Annotated in this window: 14 protein-coding genes; 7 read left to right on the forward strand and 7 right to left on the reverse strand. The window is 36.9% G+C overall.

What is annotated here, in order from left to right:
- Positions 1–136: 136 nt before the first annotated feature.
- The 7 genes from PCRYO_RS12090 to PCRYO_RS12120 all read right to left on the reverse strand — a co-directional run bounded on the left by PCRYO_RS12090 (position 137) and on the right by PCRYO_RS12120 (position 9,280).
- Positions 137–3,340 carry a type I restriction endonuclease subunit R gene (locus PCRYO_RS12090; RefSeq protein WP_011514668.1) on the reverse strand — a complete coding sequence of 1,068 codons (3,204 nt, stop codon included), beginning with the start codon at positions 3,338–3,340 and terminating at the stop codon, positions 137–139.
- Positions 3,341–3,374: 34 nt separating this feature from the next.
- Entirely contained in the window at positions 3,375–4,616 is a 1,242-nt protein-coding gene (locus PCRYO_RS12990) for a restriction endonuclease subunit S (RefSeq protein WP_011514669.1), read from the reverse strand.
- Complete coding sequence (locus PCRYO_RS12100) at positions 4,613–6,193, reverse strand: type I restriction-modification system subunit M (protein WP_011514670.1); 1,581 nt, start codon at positions 6,191–6,193, stop codon at positions 4,613–4,615. The genes PCRYO_RS12990 and PCRYO_RS12100 overlap by 4 nt, the downstream gene beginning before the upstream one ends.
- A gap of 57 nt (positions 6,194–6,250) precedes the next feature.
- A complete protein-coding gene (locus PCRYO_RS12105) occupies positions 6,251–8,053 on the reverse strand; it encodes an N-6 DNA methylase (RefSeq protein ID WP_011514671.1) in 1,803 nt (600 codons plus the stop codon).
- Positions 8,054–8,093: 40 nt separating this feature from the next.
- On the reverse strand, positions 8,094–8,279 hold the full coding sequence (locus tag PCRYO_RS12110) for a hypothetical protein (RefSeq protein WP_041753289.1): 186 nt from the start codon (positions 8,277–8,279) through the stop codon (positions 8,094–8,096).
- The gene (locus PCRYO_RS12115; RefSeq protein ID WP_041753291.1) at positions 8,276–8,461 is read right to left on the reverse strand and encodes a hypothetical protein; all 186 of its coding nucleotides are present in this window, start codon (positions 8,459–8,461) and stop codon (positions 8,276–8,278) included. Before PCRYO_RS12115 ends, PCRYO_RS12110 begins: the two co-directional genes overlap by 4 nt.
- A gap of 399 nt (positions 8,462–8,860) precedes the next feature.
- A complete protein-coding gene (locus tag PCRYO_RS12120; RefSeq protein WP_011514672.1) occupies positions 8,861–9,280 on the reverse strand; it encodes a DUF3293 domain-containing protein in 420 nt (139 codons plus the stop codon).
- A 504-nt stretch (positions 9,281–9,784) separates the two neighbouring features.
- Here PCRYO_RS12120 and PCRYO_RS12125 point away from each other — a divergent pair.
- From PCRYO_RS12125 to PCRYO_RS12150, 7 genes are all read left to right on the forward strand, one after another.
- Positions 9,785–11,245, forward strand: a complete 1,461-nt coding sequence (locus PCRYO_RS12125; RefSeq protein WP_011514673.1) for an ATP-binding protein — start codon at positions 9,785–9,787, stop codon at positions 11,243–11,245.
- Between the two features lie 3 nt (positions 11,246–11,248).
- Positions 11,249–13,936 carry a Z1 domain-containing protein gene (locus PCRYO_RS12130; RefSeq protein WP_011514674.1) on the forward strand — a complete coding sequence of 896 codons (2,688 nt, stop codon included), beginning with the start codon at positions 11,249–11,251 and terminating at the stop codon, positions 13,934–13,936.
- On the forward strand, positions 13,929–16,049 hold the full coding sequence (locus PCRYO_RS12995; protein WP_011514675.1) for an AIPR family protein: 2,121 nt from the start codon (positions 13,929–13,931) through the stop codon (positions 16,047–16,049). The genes PCRYO_RS12130 and PCRYO_RS12995 overlap by 8 nt, the downstream gene beginning before the upstream one ends.
- 98 nt (positions 16,050–16,147) lie before the next feature.
- Positions 16,148–16,336, forward strand: coding sequence for a hypothetical protein (locus PCRYO_RS13250; protein WP_198010337.1), 189 nt, complete (start codon positions 16,148–16,150; stop codon positions 16,334–16,336).
- A gap of 1 nt (position 16,337) precedes the next feature.
- A complete protein-coding gene (locus PCRYO_RS13520; protein ID WP_198010338.1) occupies positions 16,338–16,451 on the forward strand; it encodes a LexA family protein in 114 nt (37 codons plus the stop codon).
- A 222-nt stretch (positions 16,452–16,673) separates the two neighbouring features.
- Complete coding sequence (locus PCRYO_RS12145; protein WP_011514676.1) at positions 16,674–17,174, forward strand: hypothetical protein; 501 nt, start codon at positions 16,674–16,676, stop codon at positions 17,172–17,174.
- Between the two features lie 623 nt (positions 17,175–17,797).
- Positions 17,798–18,535, forward strand: a complete 738-nt coding sequence (locus PCRYO_RS12150; RefSeq protein ID WP_105575702.1) for a YdcF family protein — start codon at positions 17,798–17,800, stop codon at positions 18,533–18,535.
- The last annotated feature ends 8 nt before the right edge of the window (positions 18,536–18,543 follow it).

Raw genomic sequence — 18,543 nt, forward strand, 5'->3', positions numbered from 1 at the left:
CAATGGCTACTCAATCTAATACTAAAAACTGAAAAACCTTACCCTATAAGCCTTCAAAAAGAAGGCCTATAGTCCATCATTGAAGACGGCTTTAAAGCTAGGTCGTTAACATCTATACTTAAAAACTAGCTTCGATTTAAGCGCTCATTCTATAAACACTATCATTACCACCACGGTAGCTGGCAAAGATATGCTGATAGACATCTGTTGCTTTAGTATCAACATCTTCATCACTATATGATTCAATAGGTAAGTGCAACATATTCTCATGAATAACGATCTTAACTTGAGCGATTACTTCACGACTTTCTCGCCAACGCTCGATACTTAACTTTTCTACTTTTAATTTATCTAACGTATCCTTAGCGACTTTTTTAACTTTTTTAACATCTTCATTGTTTAGCTCTTTTCCTTTAGTTAATAAATCGAAAATTGCCAACACTTCTTGATCGCCTAGATTTTCTCTTACAGCTCTCTGCTCTTCAACAGATAGATCTCTAACAAAATCGTTTAGATCATCGAAAGCTTTCACTGTATTCTCTAGAGACTTACCAGCATTGTAAGCATCAATGATCTCTTTATAACGCTCATAGAACTCAATCCTTAAAGGATTCTCCTTTAACATTTGCTCCAGCTTATTTTCAATGATCTGTTGAAGCGTATATGTCATAGTATTTTTTTGATCAGACTTTGCGAAAGCAGCTTTCAGCTTGTCAAAATCCAAGTTACTTAAGTCAATATAAACACCATCTACATTATGACTCTGTTTTACGCTAATGCTATCGCTCACTAAACTTTGTAGCTTCTTCATCACTTCAGTGATATCTGCTGATTTGGCTTTTTTATTGAGCTGCTTATAAATAGCCTCGATAGCATTATGATCTTTAGTATGAGACTTGGCTTGTGGCTCAGGAAAGAGGGCTTTGTATTTTCTAAAAACATTCTGCGCCATAACCTCAAAAGTTGCTCGGCTTGTCTCATTTAAGCACACACAGTTTTCTGCTTCTTGTAATTTGCTAATTCTAAGCATTGGACTGGCATTCTTGAGAGATTCAAGATCAAAGCCCAACGATCCAAGATGCTTGATGGTTTCTTCAATAGCAATTTTCAGCTCTACCTCTAACTCAGATAATTCAGGGATTGGCTTTTCAGGACCTGTTCCTTTACCACCTCCACCAGTACCACCTTCACCATATACAGAATATGCTTTTTCTAACTGCTCATAGACATTACCGTAATCAACAATTAAGCCATTCTCTTTCTCATCGTCATAGACACGGTTCGCCCTTGCAATGGTCTGCATTAGAGTATGACCTTTGATAGGCTTATCTAGATATACGGTAGATACACACTGTGCATCAAAGCCTGTGATCCACATTGCACAGACAATCGCTAAACGAAATGGATTATCAGGATCTTTAAATTCCTTTTCTAGGTCTCGCTCAACCATCTTCTTACGATGGGTAGCAACGTCTAATCCAAGCTTTTTAAACTTATCAACTTCATTCTGCTCGCCACTGACCACCACACACACTTCAGTTTCAGTGACTCGATTAAATTTCCTTCCTAGCTCTTGAGCCTCTTGAACATCTTCTGCATTATCAATACGCTTTTGTAGCTCAATTAGGTATTCACCCCAATAGCGCTTAATAAGATCATACATACGTACAGCTGTAGGCTTATCGAGAGCGACAAGCATCGCCTTACCCTGATAACCACGTTCATTGAAGTGCCATACTAAATCTTTGGCAATAGTCTCTAATCGGGATTGTGCCGTGAGTATCGGATAGTTTCTACTAAACTTATGAATAAGCTTCTGTCTTTGATCTTCGGTTAGATCTTCATTCTCTAAAACTTCAGCCATTTCTTCATCAAGCTTTGGATTATCGATGTTAAGCAGCTCTCCTTTATTAAGATAACGAAGAGGCAAAGTCGCCCCATCTTCAACAGCACGTTTAAAGTCATAAACAGACACATAGTCACCAAATATATCTTTGGTCAGCTCTTCTTCGTCTTTGATAATCGGCGTACCTGTAAAGCCCAAATACGACGCATTAGGTAAACCATAAAACCGCATATTGCGTGCATAAGTACCACCTTGTGTACGATGAGCTTCATCCGATATCACAATGACGTTCTTACGATTAGTTATTAATGGATATTCGCTCTCTTTATTTGGGTCAATAGAGAACTTATGAATCAGGGTAAATATGTATCTATGGTTTTCCGATAGTAGCTCTCGCAAGTGCTCGCGCCCTGTCATTCCTGACTTTTTACCTGCAATTAATTCTTTTTTATTAACGACGCCAACGCCTGAAAAAGTATCATAGATCTGACTTTCTAACTCGCTTCTATCAACTACCAATAAGAAGGTATAAGACCCTCCCATCTTCCGATGGATTTTCTCGCATAAGAAAACCATTGAGTAAGACTTACCACTGCCTTGAGTGTGCCAAAACACACCAAGCTTGCCCTGCAAATCTTCAATATTATCGACTTGATCGATGACTTTATTAACGCCAATATATTGGTGATTTTTTGCCATCAGCTTAACGACTTCACCATAGGAGGTGTCGAACAATAGAAAGTTCTCAAAAATATCCATTAAGCGTTTTGGGTCACAAGTACCACGAATCATGGTATCTAAGCTAACTACCCCTTCTGCATCTTCCTCAATACGCTTCCAATCAAGGAAGTACTTATAAGGGCTGGTTACCGTTCCTACTTTAGACTCTGTACCATTACTAAGGATAACGAAGCCGTTGCAATGAAAAATAGCAGGGATGGTATCTTTATAATCAGTAAAGTTATCATCATAAGCGTGACGCAGATCCTGATGATGAGCTTTTAACTCAAAGAACACTAGCGGAATGCCATTAACAAAACCCACTATATCAGGGCGACGGTTATATAGATCTCCAACCACTTCTAATTGGCTTACCGCCAAAAAGCTATTATTGCTATAGTCTTGATAATCAAAGACCTTTAGATCGCGCTCTTCAAGTTCATTATCGCTATTAGTGAATTTAACAGGGACACCATCTTTTAGCAGCTTATACTTTTCTTGGTTGATCTTACCAAGCGTTTTATCTGCCGTTTTTTGAGTAATGATGTCGATAGCTTGCTGATAAGCGGTATCAGGCAAGCCAGGATTTAGGGTAACCAAAGCATGGCTTAACTCACGAGTGAGAATGACCTCTGATCTATTCTCTCTTCCAAGTAGACCGTCCTTACCAAAGGTTTCTTTTTTCCAAGCTGTTACGACTTCCCAGCCAAGCTCAATTAATACGTCTTTGGTCGCTTCCTCAACCATGCCATCTTCTGAATATTCGTAGCTCATGATTACCCCGTAAATTACAACTAATTTATATTTTTTATACTTCGATAATACCCATCATCAGACGTGGTAAGAGAATGTCTCGGGCTTCTTGTAAAAGCTGATTTTGCTGATGTAATTTATATTTTAGTTCAAATATAGGTTGAACAATTTCGTCAAATTTTTTTATAAGCGGCTCTTGTGGGAAAAAATCCTGAAATCTTCTAATAAATGACAAACTGTAAAATTTCTGAGCAACCCCTGATGACTGATTATCTAACTTTATCTTGTTTATAGGATTAGTTAAGTAACAATACAGAAAAGAATCAAAACAATTCTTTTTCTTAAAAATAACCACGTTTTTACAGCTATATTCAAAATCTTCTGTTACTACACCAATATTTCCTAACGTACCAATATTCGAAAATAATATATCCCCTTTTTCGATACCACTTCTTTTTCTAATTTTTTCATGATCTTCTATGCTTATTTGATAAGCTGATTCAAAATCAATAATGCCTTTATTAAGGTGTTTCCCAGTAACTAAGTAGCATCCATGATTTACTTGCTTGGGTGAGTCATGAGTACCATCTGTAATTTTTGAACATAAATAATCTAACCCTTTTTTCTCCCAACCCTCTGGCAAACCTGTCTCTGCATCAATTTGTGTGTTCTCATAATTTGGAAATTTCTTACGTACGAACCATTCTTCATAGATGAGCTGTGCTTGCTCTTCTAATAGCTCAATACGTCTTATATTATTTTCGATTAAGTCATAATAGGCTGATAAGATGCTAGCAATTTTTTGTTGGGTTGGTAGTGGTGGAAGATGAATTTTGATACTACCTATATCTCCATTGCTTATATTCGCTTGGTTTCCAGCACCTTTGGCACGCAATCCTACATTTTGAAAAAAATAATCTGTTGTTAAGAAGTAATATAAAAAATTATGATCGCAGATCTTATCTTTTACTTTGAATTTTCCAACACGCTGATTAAGTAAAAGTTTTTCTTTGTGCCTTGATTTAGCGACTCTTCCAACTGCTGATGAAGGAAGTGTTATATGTGAACCAGTCATAGCAATTACAAAGTCATCATATTGAATATGATACTTTTCGTTTAACTTTAAAAAATCTTTATCAACGAAGTCTCCATTATCAATGACAAGCATTTTGTCTTTTAGACTTTTAATCTTAATAATAGGTACACCTGAACTGATAAAATCTTTTGATTTGAAAGCATAGCCATTAATAATTTTAGCAACGTCATCTATAGTATATTCTCTCCAGTCTTCCTTCATAGTTCAACTCCTTGAATCTTTTTCATAAGCTCAGCTGCTTCTTTATTTAGACTGCTAAGCTCTGAGCGGATCTCAGTCATACGCCCTTTATAGTCAAAATCCATATCAATATCGATATTTACGCCCACATAGCGCCCTGGCGTTAAACTATAGTCTTGCTCTTTTAGAGCATCAAGATCCACTACTTTGCATAGTCCTTCGACATCCGTATACGTGCCATCAGGGAAATGCTCAGTGAACCACTCATTGTCTTTACTAACGCCAAGCTCATCGCCGCGAAAAGCATTAATTAGCGCTGTTAGACCCTCTAATTGATCCTCACTGAAATCTTGAATCGTGCTACTGACTTTACGATAAGTGTTACGCGCATCGATCATCAAGATTTTGTCTTTATTTTCCGCCTTCTTTTCTTTATTAAAGAACCAAACGTGACACGGTAGTGATCGGGTATAAAAGAAATTATTAGCGATAGAGACGATACACTCGACATCGCCTGTCTCTATCAACTGCTGACGTATAAGCTTTTCAGCATGACCTGCGTCAGTCGCTGATGATGCCATAACGAATCCTGCGCGCCCAGTCTTATTCAGATAACTGTGGAAATACTGAATCCACAAATAGTTGCCATTACCGATCGTACCGCCTTTGGTCAAAGGTGCGCCAAACGGCAAGCGAGCGTCTTCTGTGAGAAATTTATTTTTCCCATCGATACCACTTACGTTAAATGGCGGGTTTGCCATGACAAAATCGCACTTACCATTGAGATCATGCGGGTTAGTATAAAAACTATTACTCTCTATTATTGCCCCTTCGATACCATGAACAGCAAGGTTCATCTTAGCAAGCTTAGTATTATTACTTTTAAGCTCTGTACCATAGACCGTAATAGCCTCGTTAACACTCTTGTTTGGCATATGGCCTTGTATGAAATGAGCCGTCTGTACAAACATGCCACCGGAGCCACAGGCAGGATCATGAATAATGCCATGATCAGGTTGAATGAAATTGACAATCAGATTGACCAGTGATGGCGGTGTGAAGAATTCGCCACCCTCTTGTGCACCAGCACCTTGCATAGAGAACTTCATCAGGAAGAATTCATAAATACGACCGAAGATATCACCCTTAGCTTTTCTTACCGCATCTTTGTTAAATACACGCACCAAGTCGCGTAATAGCTTATTATCAAAGACTTGGTAGTTTTTGGGAAGTATACCTACTAATGAGGGATACTCTTCCTCGATGAGTTTCATCGCGTTATTGATTGCCTCAGCGATATTTTCGCTTTCAGGTAATGCAGCTAAATAATCATATTTGGCTTTTTCAGGTAGTAGAATCGATCCTGCAGCTACGAAGTCGTCTTTGGTCACCTCGCGCTTTTGACCAGTACGAGGATTGATTGCTAATGACTCTTGAATTTTAACCTTAGCATCTTCATGGCGATTTTGTACAAATCGTAAAAACACTAAACCTAGTAAAGGATCTTTATATTCAGCAGCGGTAAGGGTTGAGTTGGCACGCAGGTTGTCAGCCGCGTTCCATAGATCACTTTCGAGTTGTTTGATTGAAATATCCATAAACTATCGTTTTCCTAACGTATATTTAAATTGTTTTAAATTTGGTTGTTTGAAGGTCTATAAACTCCAAAGCTCACTTTGTATCGCATATTGCTCTGATAGCAGCTTTTGAATAGCTTTTTGTGTTTCTCTGCTTTTATCTATACATGCAATTGCCTGCTCTCGCTCTTCTAAAGACGGTACTATAACAGGTATCTGCTTGAGCTCTTTTAATGAAATATTGGGTATAGTAGCCCCTTTAATCAGACCAGAGATTTGAGTTTGCCCGATATCTGATTTTAGATAAGCGTATAAAACCTTTGGGTTCACTTTGTCAGAAATTGTCCTTATTACTATCGCTGATCGATTTACCATCCAACATCTATCGCCTGTCGTTGGAACATCTTCAGGCACGATACCAAGCTTACCAGCACTACCTTTTAGGATGAAAATAATATCATTCGGCTGTAAAAAACCTGTTTGGTTCTTCGCACGTTCTGACTCTGATATATTGGCTTCTTTGGTTGGTACAGAGATGTCACCAATGTCATTTAGTTCGCTAGCGCCTACCTCTAAGACAGTATAGTCACCTTCGTCTGGCTTAACAGACAATCCACGCTCAAAACGAACGATCCTATCAAGAGTGACTGTCGTTGACTCGCTAAGGATTTTATTGACTCTCTTTTCCTTTGGATCTAGAAGGTAACGCCCGACACTCAGATCATAGTCGTTTTTTTGGATGAGCGATGATGATACTGAGGTTGCGCAATCTAATTCTTTATCAGAGGCTAGATACTCTAAAATAATATCGATATTGCTTAAGCTTAGTAATCGCTTGGTGGTCTTTTCAATAAACTCTTCACCAGTTACGTCTATAAATCTTACCGATTGATTATTACCATTTGGCTCAATGAGTAATAATGATGTCTTTACAGCAGTCCCTGTCCAGATTCCTGAAGGTAGAGATATCACTGCTTTAAGCATACCCTGATCAACTAAATACTGCCTCAGATCTTTCTCCATAGTAGAGTATAAGAATCCTTCAGGAACAGATACAACAACGGTTCCACGACATTGTTTAATCAAATGTAAGATATTAGCTGATTCAACTTTCTTAGTCGGTATAATAAATCTATCGTAGCTATCGATATTATCAGAAATATGCTTTGGCACCATTACGCCCATCGGTGAAAAACTAACACCATGATCAAACGTCTTGAGTTCATTTTTTGATGTTATGTAAGCAGGCTTATCCAATGCATTAGAATATGATACCTCAAAGCTATTTTTGCTCATCAACGATAAAGCATCTGCTATCATTCCTGACTGATTTATTGTTTCATAGCAAACACCTTCAGACTCCTCGCTAGCTATAATAGCTAAAGGAAGTGAAGCTGGTGACATTAGATAGGTCGTTTTACCACTTTTATCCCCTAATAATGCATTTGCTAGCAGGTATACGCTGAAGTCTGCAAAACCCTCACTAGTGGAGGAGGTAAAGTTTGAAATGATCGTTCTGATCGAATCAACTGCTGGGCTTTCTAGAGTGATATCCTGATACTTCAATAAAGTACTTATTGCGCTGTGAATAAATGGCAGTGGAAGATCCTCTAGAGCATTATCATATGAGAAAACCCGCTGTATCTGGCTATCCTCACTTGCTTTAAGAGCGTCTATAAGCGCTAACCACTCGCCTTTATACTCCGCTAAACTTTGACTTAGCTTTAAACCATTCGGAAGCTTGTCTTCTTTTGACAACACCAAGATTGTTATTAGCTTTAATGCGACTTCATTTTCATTGTGTTTTCTAATGCCATGTGAGCGCATAAGATCATAAAAACTCCAGACCAGACTCTGAACGTTTTGGGTATTTTTTTGCATAAGATGAAATTACCTTTATTATTTAGTATTGAAAGACATGCTATTTAAAAGCAAGTCTTCGATCATAGCTGTCTAAGTTATAGGTAGTAATCAATGTACCGCTTTCAGAAACAACGACTACCCCACCTTTTTTTAAAATATTCTTTAGCGTCTTGATAGCCGTCTGAATATCTTTGACATTAAGATCTGCGCCAGAACTTATTTTCTCATAACAGCTTAGTTTCATCTTACTCTCTCCTTTTTACACGCTAGAAGAAACTCGAATTCTACGAGTAGTTCTTTTGCACGTCTTTTATTTACAATGACCTTATCTCCGTCTACTTCTCCGAAAGCCATAACAATATCTAGTTCGGCTTTACCTATAGCACGTTGACTCATCCTTGATACTAAATGCGTTGAAGCTTTCATAAGAATTTCCTTGCAATCATTGTTTGATGCAAGTATTAAACCATAGAAACTCAGTGGTGTAAATAGTATTGATATAATATTTTTATATTAATGTTGGTATTTTAAAGATATTAGTGATTTTATTGGATTTACCATTAGCTATTAAGCTATGTAATAAAGTGAGTTGCTTAGATCAAGAGAGGCTATATTTGAACAAGTCGATCACTTATTAATGAACGAAACAAAGTAAAATAGATAGTAATTAAAATAATAGGAGAGCTCACAGAAAGTGAGTAGGAGATATTGTTATAGCTTTACAGCTAGAAAGTGACAACTGACACTGCAAGTCCAGCGACTGAGCGTTTGAGGAATAAAATATGCTAAAGAGCTTACGTGTTAAGTAGCTCAATAATGTAAATCTTATTCATACTTAGAGAGCTTAGGATTTAACAATAATAAAGGTAGACCTTCGGGAGTAACATATACCACCGCATTTTGTAGGTAGCTACAACACAGGTTGATACTTGTTTGTTCATCTATCGGAAAAGCAAAGAAACTATTCTCTCTCCACGATTCGTCAGGATTTTCACCATAGCCGTCAACGACATTAAAGCCTCGACTAAGCAGCTCATTCTTTAAACCTTCATTTGCTAACTCATTAGTTGTAAGATCTAGATATTCGCCCATAGGGTTCCAAGCCGTGATAAATAAGCCACCACTTCGTATAAATGGCTTTAAAATCAACTCTGCTTTAGCAGATGGCTTATCAATATTTAATACGACATCACCAAAACAATAATGAGTTTGTTGGTAGGCTTCTAAAAGGGACTGGCTTAACATGGGGTAGCTCGATGAGATATTGGTAATAACTTATGCTAGCAGGAAACTGATCTAAATAAACGTATTTAAATTATTACCTTATAACTCAGTTATATTAGAAACCTCCTACTTATATATACTTCAAAAACCTCACGACAACTATCGTCGCCTTAATCACATCTGCACTTGAATTCTGCAACCTCACACCTCTACACTCAAAGCCATCTATCCTACTACTTTTATATAAGCGCTTGGATTTTTGAAAATAGTATATAGAGCATCTATAGTGAGTGCTTTAATTAGTAAACTTGTGTAGGATGGCTATAAAAAATAGCTAGTTAAATTTAATGAAATAAATTTCATTAAATTATTTAACTTAGCACTAGTGCCTCATGATAGTGATGCTAATAGGCACTATTATGATTCATTGATTTTTAATGCAGCCAAATAAATCGATATAACTAAAACCAAAATAATAAACTTTTTTTCTGAAAAACTTTATATTAAAAATTGGAAGTTTTAAATATGTCACTGACTATAGATAGTCCGCCAAATGCGGCGGCACTTATGCACTCTTTGCGAGATATTGGATATGAGTTAGATACAGCTTTGGCAGACATTATTGACAATAGTATTACTGCAGGAGCAAGCGAGGTCCACATTACTTTTGAGACGGATCCCGTAACTAAGGTTGCTATCTTAGATAATGGTGATGGCATGAGTCGGGATGAACTCATAAAGGCGATGACGATTGGATCAAAAAGCCCTCTAATTGAGCGCTCTACTAAAGACTTAGGAAGATTTGGTCTAGGTTTAAAAACAGCTTCTTTCTCACAGTGTAAACGTTTAACAGTAGTTACTAGACAGTTTGATCAGACGTGGGCAATGTGTTGGGATTTGGATCAAGTCACTAAATCTAATTGCTGGGATTTAATACAGCTTGGCGATGACGCGATGGTAGAGATCTATCAGTTCGATCAACTGGAAGACACAGGTACTTTAGTAGTCTGGGAGATTTGTGACCGTCTGCAAGGTGACGGAAATCGCAGCAATGATAACCATGTATTGCAAAAGTTTGATAATGCCGAAAAATATCTAGGACTGATATTTCACCGGTTTTTAGATAAGTCACCAAGTTCTGTATCGAATTTAGACATTGTTATTAACGGTAGAGCAATTAGCTACGTGGACCCCTTCTTTCGCCATAAACCTGCCACTCAGGTCCACAACCTTGAAACTATCAAATATAAAGACGTATACATTAAGGTGCAAGGCTATACCCTACCCCACCATACAAAATGTACCAAAGAAGAGTATGACAAATATTCTTTAGGTAGCTATCGAGATAGCCAAGGATTCTACGTATATCGAGCTAATAGACTTCTTATAGCAGGTGATTGGTTTCGATTAGCTGCAAAATCAGACTTAACCTCTCTAACACGAATCGAAATTGATCTACCTAATAACTTTGATAGTGAATGGCATATTGATATTAAAAAATCACATGCCAAGCCACCTGAGCAAATGCGAGATCAACTTAAGCAATATATCGACACCTATATTCAAGGATCTAAACGTGTTTATAACTCTAAAGGTTATAGACACAAAGGAGATGTCACCCCACTTTGGCATCAATATACCAATAAAAATTTACGCTCTTATCAAATTAATAAAGACTATCCATTAATTTCACAGTTTATGGAAGGTTTAGATGTTAGGCAAACAAGTCAGCTTAAACAGATACTTATTTTAATTGAGGAAAGTTTCCCAGTTGACCAGTTGTATGTGGACTACGCTTCTTCTCCCAAAGAGTTTAAAACCAAACACACCGATGAAGAACTTGAGGAGCTAGCGCTCAGTTATCTTGAAAATTTTTCTAATATTGGGTTTGAGATAAGCGATATAACACTTCTTTTAGAAAAAAATGCACCTTTTAGTGATTACAGCAGAGACTGGGAAAGCTATCTAAAAACATCAAAGGAATAAATCATGAATACGGATATGATTAATCTCATTTACAGTATCAGTGTTAAATTGCTAGAGCTGAACACTAATTTGAGTGTTTCTGAAGCAGTAAGTGAAGCTATGAGCACATTTAATATAGATCAAATGAGCGAGCTGGATGTTTTCAATAATATCGTAAATAATTTAAATCTCTTTCGTAATACTAAGCAAGAGAATGCTCACGTATTGGATGATCAAGAAATCACGCCTTGGCTGCATACGGTCTCTAGTGATAAATATTATAGCGACCGCTATTACACCTATCTACAAAATGAAGAACGATTACCCGCAAGAGTCGTTGATGTCATGAAGCGCACTAATGAAGATATTTTAGAGCGATTAGGTAACCCAAATATAGATACGCCTTTCAAAAGGCAAGGTTTAGTAGTAGGAAATGTACAGTCGGGAAAAACGGCGAATTATCTATCATTGATAAACTTGGCAGCTGATTATGACTATAAGTTAATTATCCTGATTACTGGCATTCACAATAACTTAAGATCACAAACTCAAAAGCGGGTTAATAAAGGATTTATAGGTGTCAACAGTGAGGAGCAAAAACTTACAGGAGTTGGGGTTACTAATAACCCAGTGCTTGATAAAGAAATTAAAGCGAAACAGCCACACTGTTTAACAAGCTTAACTGAAGACTTTAGCGGAAAAATTCGTAAGACAACGGCAGTTCGATTGGAGAACGCTAAGAACCCAGTCATCATGGTCATTAAGAAAAACCATCATACTTTAGGTAATGTGATTAAATGGCTGAGAAATAATGAACAGGGTCAACGCTTTATTAACGAGCCTGTACTAATTATTGACGATGAAGCAGACAATGCTTCAATTAATACCAGTAAACATCCAAATGAGACGACAAAAATTAATGGGCAAATAAGAGAGACTTTTAACTTGTTTCGTCAGGGTTCTTATATCGGTTACACAGCCACCCCATTTGCGAATATATTTATAGATCCTGCCAACCACGATGAAGCTTTGGCAGACGATTTGTTTCCTAAGCATTTTATTTTTACGCTTGTACCACCATCGAATTATCTAGGCCCAGCCCAGTTTTTCTTAGGAGAAGATGGTGAGCCTAATTACGACTCTCCTTACGTAGAGTTCATCCAAGATAATGAAGATAGTATCCCGTTAAAAAAACCTAAAGACTTTGTTCTTACTGAACTTCCTAAAAGTTTGACTTTGGCGCTCTATGAGTACTTGGTAACTATCGTTATTAAAAGTGTACGCTCAGTTAGTAATAAACATACATCAATGCTGATCAATATATCTCATAAAACTCAAGAGCAAGCTGACGCACAATATCTAGTTAGCCAAACGTTAGAAGAAATCAGACTAGCGGTAAAATTTCATGGTGCTAAACCACAGCAAGAGCGTCTGAAAAACCCACATTTAGAGGGCTTGTACCGCAAGTTCTTACCTCACTTAAATAAACAGAACGTTGATGAGCTTTTTACTCAGCTACAAAAAGTCATCGATTCAGTTAAAGTAAGAGTAATAAATAGTGAGAGTAAAGATAAATTAGATTACGATAATTATGAGAACGGTCTAAATGTCATTGCTATCGGTGGATACAGTCTATCACGTGGATTTACTCTAGAAGGATTAACTATAAGCTACCTAATACGTAATACCGCCATGGCAGATACGTTATTGCAGATGGGACGATGGTTTGGCTACCGTGAACAGTATGATGATCTCTGTAAGCTATATATTCCTGACGCTTCATTCGAATGGTATGCATTCATTGCTCAATCTATTGAAGAATTGCGCTCAGAGTTTTCTATTATGGAACAAAATGGTCTGACGCCAGCAGAGTTTGGTTTAAAAGTTAGAACTAGTAATACTGGGCTATTAATTACTGCACGCAACAAAATGCATCATACAGAGGCTGTTACGCTATCAGAAAGCTTTTCTGAAGAAGCTTTTACACTTCGTGGTATTGCACTAAACAATTTACTTAGTCAACGTAAATTATTTACTGATTTTGCGCTTAAATCTGCTGATTTATATGGCTTTAAGCCAGTTTACAACTATGTTAGAGCAGAAAACGATAAGCAATTTCATTTGATTCAAAAAGTTGGCATTGACGAGGTTATCAACCTACTCAATGAGTATGAGCATTCAATCGATGATAATGGCAGGAAAGAGGCGCTGATATCCTATATTGAAGAACGAGAGGATGAGTTGGCAACTTGGGATATTGCAATTCATAAAAGTTATTTAGGTGAAAACGCACTATCTCAGGTTCGTACTTTTGCAAAATCTTGCTATCACTCAGATCATGTCAAAACAGCTGACGGTGGTGGTCGTATTTTAAGACCATGGGAAGAAGCTTTTGGCTTAACAGATGAGCAGTACGCAAGTGCAGAACAACAAAAAGAGAAATCGAAAGTTAAACAAACCGCTCGATTCTATAGAAGAAATAGAAGTCGTCCTTTACTTGTACTCAAGTCTTTCGATCTTTATGTGGGGTCTAAAAAAGAAGGTGATAAAAAGGGTGACGATCCAAAATACCAAGATGTACCAGCATATGCGATTAGCTTTCCAAAATCCAGTAACCATAACCCTGTAAGCTACTTGGTTAATAAAGTCTTTATGGAAGACTACTTTGGTGATGAAGATGAGTCAGACGAAATGGAGGAAGGCTATGAATAATCCAACTGATCTTCAAAGCTACTATACTGATCTGATGAATGAGCTCGACCATAGCTCGACCACGCAGGGTAACTACAAAGAGCTTTTATTCATTGAAAAGATACTTCCTTATATTGAGGAACAAGGCGTCGTTGATGACTTAGAGCTATACCATTTTTACAAACCAGGATCTCGTTATGGGCGTATTGATGGGTTAGGTTTTAACGGCGATTTTAACGACCTAGACTTAGATCAATTAGAACTAGTTATACTCATTAACGACTTCGTTCATGATGACAATATTAAATCTTTAACAAATAGTCGCATTGAACAGTTGAAAAAAGCAGGTATTAACTTTTTTAATAGTGCGTTGAAAAAAGATTTCATTGAAAGCTTAGAAGAAAGTTCAGATGGTTATAGAGCAGCTCAAGAAATATTCCAAAAATATAAACGTATTGAGTCTATTAAGCTTATCATTTTAACCAATGCTCAAATCAGTAGTCGGGTGGCGGATAAAAAGGAAATAGATGAGGACGTAGATATTCCTCTAAAACTTGATATCTGGGATATCAAACGAATCTACGATCTTGAGAGCAGTCAAACAAAATCTGAAGCGATCGAAATTGATTTGAGCGAATGGGGAGGTGCAGTTCCTTCCCTACTGGCAACAGAATCAGACGAACTAACAAGCTATTTATGCGTTGTAAATGGACAGACGATTGCTAATCTTTATGATGAATATGGAGCAAGACTATTAGAAGCAAACGTCAGAAGCTTTTTGCAATTTCGTGGCAAAATTAATAAAGGTATTAGGAAGACGATTAAAACAGAGCCCGAATATTTCTTTAGCTATAACAACGGCTTAACGGCTACAGCATCAGATGTGGAATATGATAAAAGCAAACAGGTTATTACCAAGATAAATAACTTACAGATTGTGAATGGAGGGCAAACTACAGCTTCTTTATTACTGACTCAAAAGAAAGATAAAGCCGATCTAAGTAAAATAAGGGTTCAGTTAAAACTTAATGTAGTGAGCGATGCAAAGTCAGATGAGCTCATTAGTAATATTTCTCGCTTCGCGAACTCTCAGAACGCTATTAAGGATTCCGACTTCTTTTCCAACCATCCTTTCCATCGGACTCTTGAAAAACTATCACGACAAATACTTGCTCCAACGTCAAAAGAAAGGATCAAACCTACACGCTGGTATTACGAAAGAGCGAGAGGCTCTTACTTAAATGCTCAAAGTAAACTAACTGATGCAGGTAAAAAAGCATTCAGATCTGAACACCCTAAAGAACAGTTAATTATCAAAACAGATTTGGCCAAAATTTATCTCATTTTTGACAAGAGACCTCATGATGCTATTAAAGGGGCTCAAATAGCATTTAACGGATTTGCACAGTCAATTGAAAAGGTCTGGGATAATAACCCTGAGACAATAAATGAGTATTTTTTTAAAGAGCTAGTAGCGAAGTTTATTATCTGGCAAGCCTGTAAAAAGTCAGTATATAAGCAGGAAGAGTTTGTTGGTAATACCAAAGCAACCTTGACCGCTTATACAATATATATTATTAAAGCTTTAATGGATAAACAAGGTCTTGAGTTCAACTATCCAAAAGTATGGCAAGATCAGGACGTAAATGAATTTTTTCATGATCAGTTTATCGAGATCTCCATTAAGATAAATGATCTACTCAATCAGTTCAGTGAAGAAACCGGAAATGCCGTATTGTCTATGGCTAAGTCTAAAGAAAACCTAATGAAAGTACAGTCTATTATTGATAAGGGTGATTACTTCTCACTAGATATGATGTTTAAAACACAACTAGTTTCTAAAAATATCATTGAAGAAAAGCGTCAAGATTCAGCTCAGCAAACCAAGACAGTGACTAAAGCTGTAAGTAGCTTGATAGAACTATTCAACACTCCTCCAGCTAAATGGTTAGCTTTAATAAAAGATGCGGAAGAAAAAGATGTGCTGGATGAAAATGATAAGCAAGTTTTATCACTAGTACCTAACGTTTTACTTGGAAAATCTTTAAAGACACCTACTGATAGACAGGTCGATTTGATAAATAAAACTTTAATAAAACTCGAAGATAAAGGGGTTTATTTAGAAGTTGGGTAAGATTTCGTAAGAGATTTGAAGAAGCCTTATATGGACTGCAACAGCAGTTTTTATTGAGTTTGATTATCAACTCAATAAAACTATCAAAAGGTTATTAGATGCCAGTCAAAATAATCGGTGAGCTTACAGACGATGGTGAAACAGTATTGCTGTCTTTATACAGCGATAAGGTAAAAGCAGGCTTTCCAAGCCCAGCAACTGACTATGTGCAAAACTGTATTGATTTGAACACTTTACTTATACCGCCATCCCGCATCAACTTATCTGGTCGAGGTAGAAGGAGATAGCATGTTGAATATCGGCATCTACCCCAATGACATCTTAATCGTTAATCGCTCACTGACAGCTTGTCATAAAGACATCGTGATTGCGCTAATAGATAGACGATGGCTTCACTGCTAGGCAGTTAATATTAGGTGATAACATCATCTTACGTGCGCACAATGACAATTATGCCGATATCTTGGTTAAGGGATCGCTTGAATTATTTGGGGTGGTGGTGAGTAGTATTAAACGGTTTAAGCGGTGAATTTAAAATAGGTCTATAAAGTATTTTTAGCTCTAAAATATTATGCAGTGATGTAAATAACAAACAAATATTCGAATAGACCTAGAGAAAATTAGATGAAAATCATAATACTTATTATCTTTATTTGTTATCTACTGTATGTATTATCACCTCTTTTGAAAAGGCTCAAATACACAGTCGCTTCAGTAAAAATTAACTCGGAGCTAGGTTTTGGTATAAGCTATATTAAAAAAGTATGGTTTATATTTGATGTAGTACATCGAGGAGGAGGCTACTTACTTTTAAATATTGTACTATTAACAGCTTTTCTGATTTTTTACGCAAATAGTCCTGTTTATACACCTTCGAACGACAAGAGCTACGGTTCAAATTATGATAGTGAATATAGTGAAATTCAAATTTACGAAGAAGATATAGATTCTTATGACGATGAATATTCCAACGGAGTAGGTTATGGTTACGTAAATAGTTATGTACGTAGTGATGGCACTGAAGTATCAGGGCACTATAGAACTGATCCTGATGAATACGAAGAAAATAATTTCAGCTATGACGGTAATGAAAGCAATGACTGGGATTATGAGTATCATGATTAATATTCAAAGCCACCTAGTAATATTAATATCAAATCTTTGAATAGTATTACTAATTTTATAATGGAAATACTTAGTTACATTATAATAGATTGTGTTCAATACTTGATAGTTGTTGGTCTATTTGCTGGTCTATATCATTAAATAATATTAATATATTTATTAAAATCAAATACTTATAACCACTGTTTGACTTCCTCCTTCACCGCCAATCTTAGAAATTCCTAGTTTTCCCAATCTGTCCTACCCCCTCCTAAATATCCCTCAAAAACTGTTAAGATAAATCTTATAGTTTTCTCATGCTTGTTTTTCTGATATCACCTTCTACTATTTTCTTATCACTAAATTTACATTAATGGATGATCTCTTCAACCTTAAACCGCTTTAACTCTCTCTTCCACCCTTATCGTTAAATTTGCTTTTCCTAGTAACAACAATAAGACGTTATCTCAAAACAGGGTGCGTTATCATGGCAGCGATTAATCTCTTATCAGACACGCTCTAGCGTCCAAACTAATATCACCATAGAAGATCCATTGAATATATTGCCTTTGAACAATCGTATACCCCTGCCAAAAAACTTCATGATGCCAGTGCGAGTTATATTAACCATTATCGGTAGCCTTATGATCGTCGACTGTACGATTTTGATGGCAGTAGATAAGGTAAATTTTGGTTCTGTTGTACCCTTTTTAGTAGGTATGGTGTTTGTTGCTCATGGTATTTTTTGGCGTAATATAATAAGATTTATCTGCCAAAATAATTGGTTAAGCCGTCTGTGGTATGGGCTATGGATGGTGTTTTTTATCTGGTTGATCAGTTTTGGTATTTTTGTTTATGCATTACAGCAGCAGATTAAACAAAGTGCTAAACCCATACCTAGAGTCGCTGCCATCATTGTGCTAGGGTCAGGTACGGTCGCAGGCAAACCTACACCAACACTTGCCAAACGCTTAGATACTGCCGCGCCTCTTATCAATTCACAAAAAGGCGCACTAGTCATTACTAGCGGTGGCATAGGTTTTGGTCAGACACATAGCGAAGCTTATATTATGGCAACCTACTTGTACGATACATATGACATTCCTCTTAAGCATATTTTGCAAGAAGGTCAAAGCACGAGTACAGCAGAAAACCTTATTTATAGCCAAGAGATATTAGCGGCAAAAGGCATTTCTATCAAAGCGCCCATCGCTATCGTGACCAGTGATTTTCATATTATTCGCGCCGCAAACATCGCTCGGCATCAAGGCTACGTGCAACCTACTATGCTTGCCAGTCCTACTCCGTTATCAATTCGCTATAACGCGTGGTTTAGAGAGTACTTTGCCTTTGTCAGCGGTTGGCTTTTTGGAGAATACTAGACGGTTTT

Source organism: Psychrobacter cryohalolentis K5 (genome assembly GCF_000013905.1).
Lineage (GTDB): Bacteria > Pseudomonadota > Gammaproteobacteria > Pseudomonadales > Moraxellaceae > Psychrobacter > Psychrobacter cryohalolentis.

What these genes read in the sequence shown, in the direction of transcription:
- PCRYO_RS12090 (WP_011514668.1), bottom strand. Translation starts at nt 3,340, where the DNA reads ATGAGCTACGAATATTCAGAAGATGGCATGGTTGAGGAAGCGACCAAA.
- PCRYO_RS12990 (WP_011514669.1), bottom strand. Translation starts at nt 4,616, where the DNA reads ATGAAGGAAGACTGGAGAGAATATACTATAGATGACGTTGCTAAAATT.
- PCRYO_RS12100 (WP_011514670.1), bottom strand. Translation starts at nt 6,193, where the DNA reads ATGGATATTTCAATCAAACAACTCGAAAGTGATCTATGGAACGCGGCT.
- PCRYO_RS12105 (WP_011514671.1), bottom strand. Translation starts at nt 8,053, where the DNA reads ATGCAAAAAAATACCCAAAACGTTCAGAGTCTGGTCTGGAGTTTTTAT.
- PCRYO_RS12110 (WP_041753289.1), bottom strand. Translation starts at nt 8,279, where the DNA reads ATGAAACTAAGCTGTTATGAGAAAATAAGTTCTGGCGCAGATCTTAAT.
- PCRYO_RS12115 (WP_041753291.1), bottom strand. Translation starts at nt 8,461, where the DNA reads ATGAAAGCTTCAACGCATTTAGTATCAAGGATGAGTCAACGTGCTATA.
- PCRYO_RS12120 (WP_011514672.1), bottom strand. Translation starts at nt 9,280, where the DNA reads ATGTTAAGCCAGTCCCTTTTAGAAGCCTACCAACAAACTCATTATTGT.
- PCRYO_RS12125 (WP_011514673.1), top strand. Translation starts at nt 9,785, where the DNA reads ATGTCACTGACTATAGATAGTCCGCCAAATGCGGCGGCACTTATGCAC.
- PCRYO_RS12130 (WP_011514674.1), top strand. Translation starts at nt 11,249, where the DNA reads ATGAATACGGATATGATTAATCTCATTTACAGTATCAGTGTTAAATTG.
- PCRYO_RS12995 (WP_011514675.1), top strand. Translation starts at nt 13,929, where the DNA reads ATGAATAATCCAACTGATCTTCAAAGCTACTATACTGATCTGATGAAT.
- PCRYO_RS13250 (WP_198010337.1), top strand. Translation starts at nt 16,148, where the DNA reads ATGCCAGTCAAAATAATCGGTGAGCTTACAGACGATGGTGAAACAGTA.
- PCRYO_RS13520 (WP_198010338.1), top strand. Translation starts at nt 16,338, where the DNA reads ATGTTGAATATCGGCATCTACCCCAATGACATCTTAATCGTTAATCGC.
- PCRYO_RS12145 (WP_011514676.1), top strand. Translation starts at nt 16,674, where the DNA reads ATGAAAATCATAATACTTATTATCTTTATTTGTTATCTACTGTATGTA.
- PCRYO_RS12150 (WP_105575702.1), top strand. Translation starts at nt 17,798, where the DNA reads ATGATCGTCGACTGTACGATTTTGATGGCAGTAGATAAGGTAAATTTT.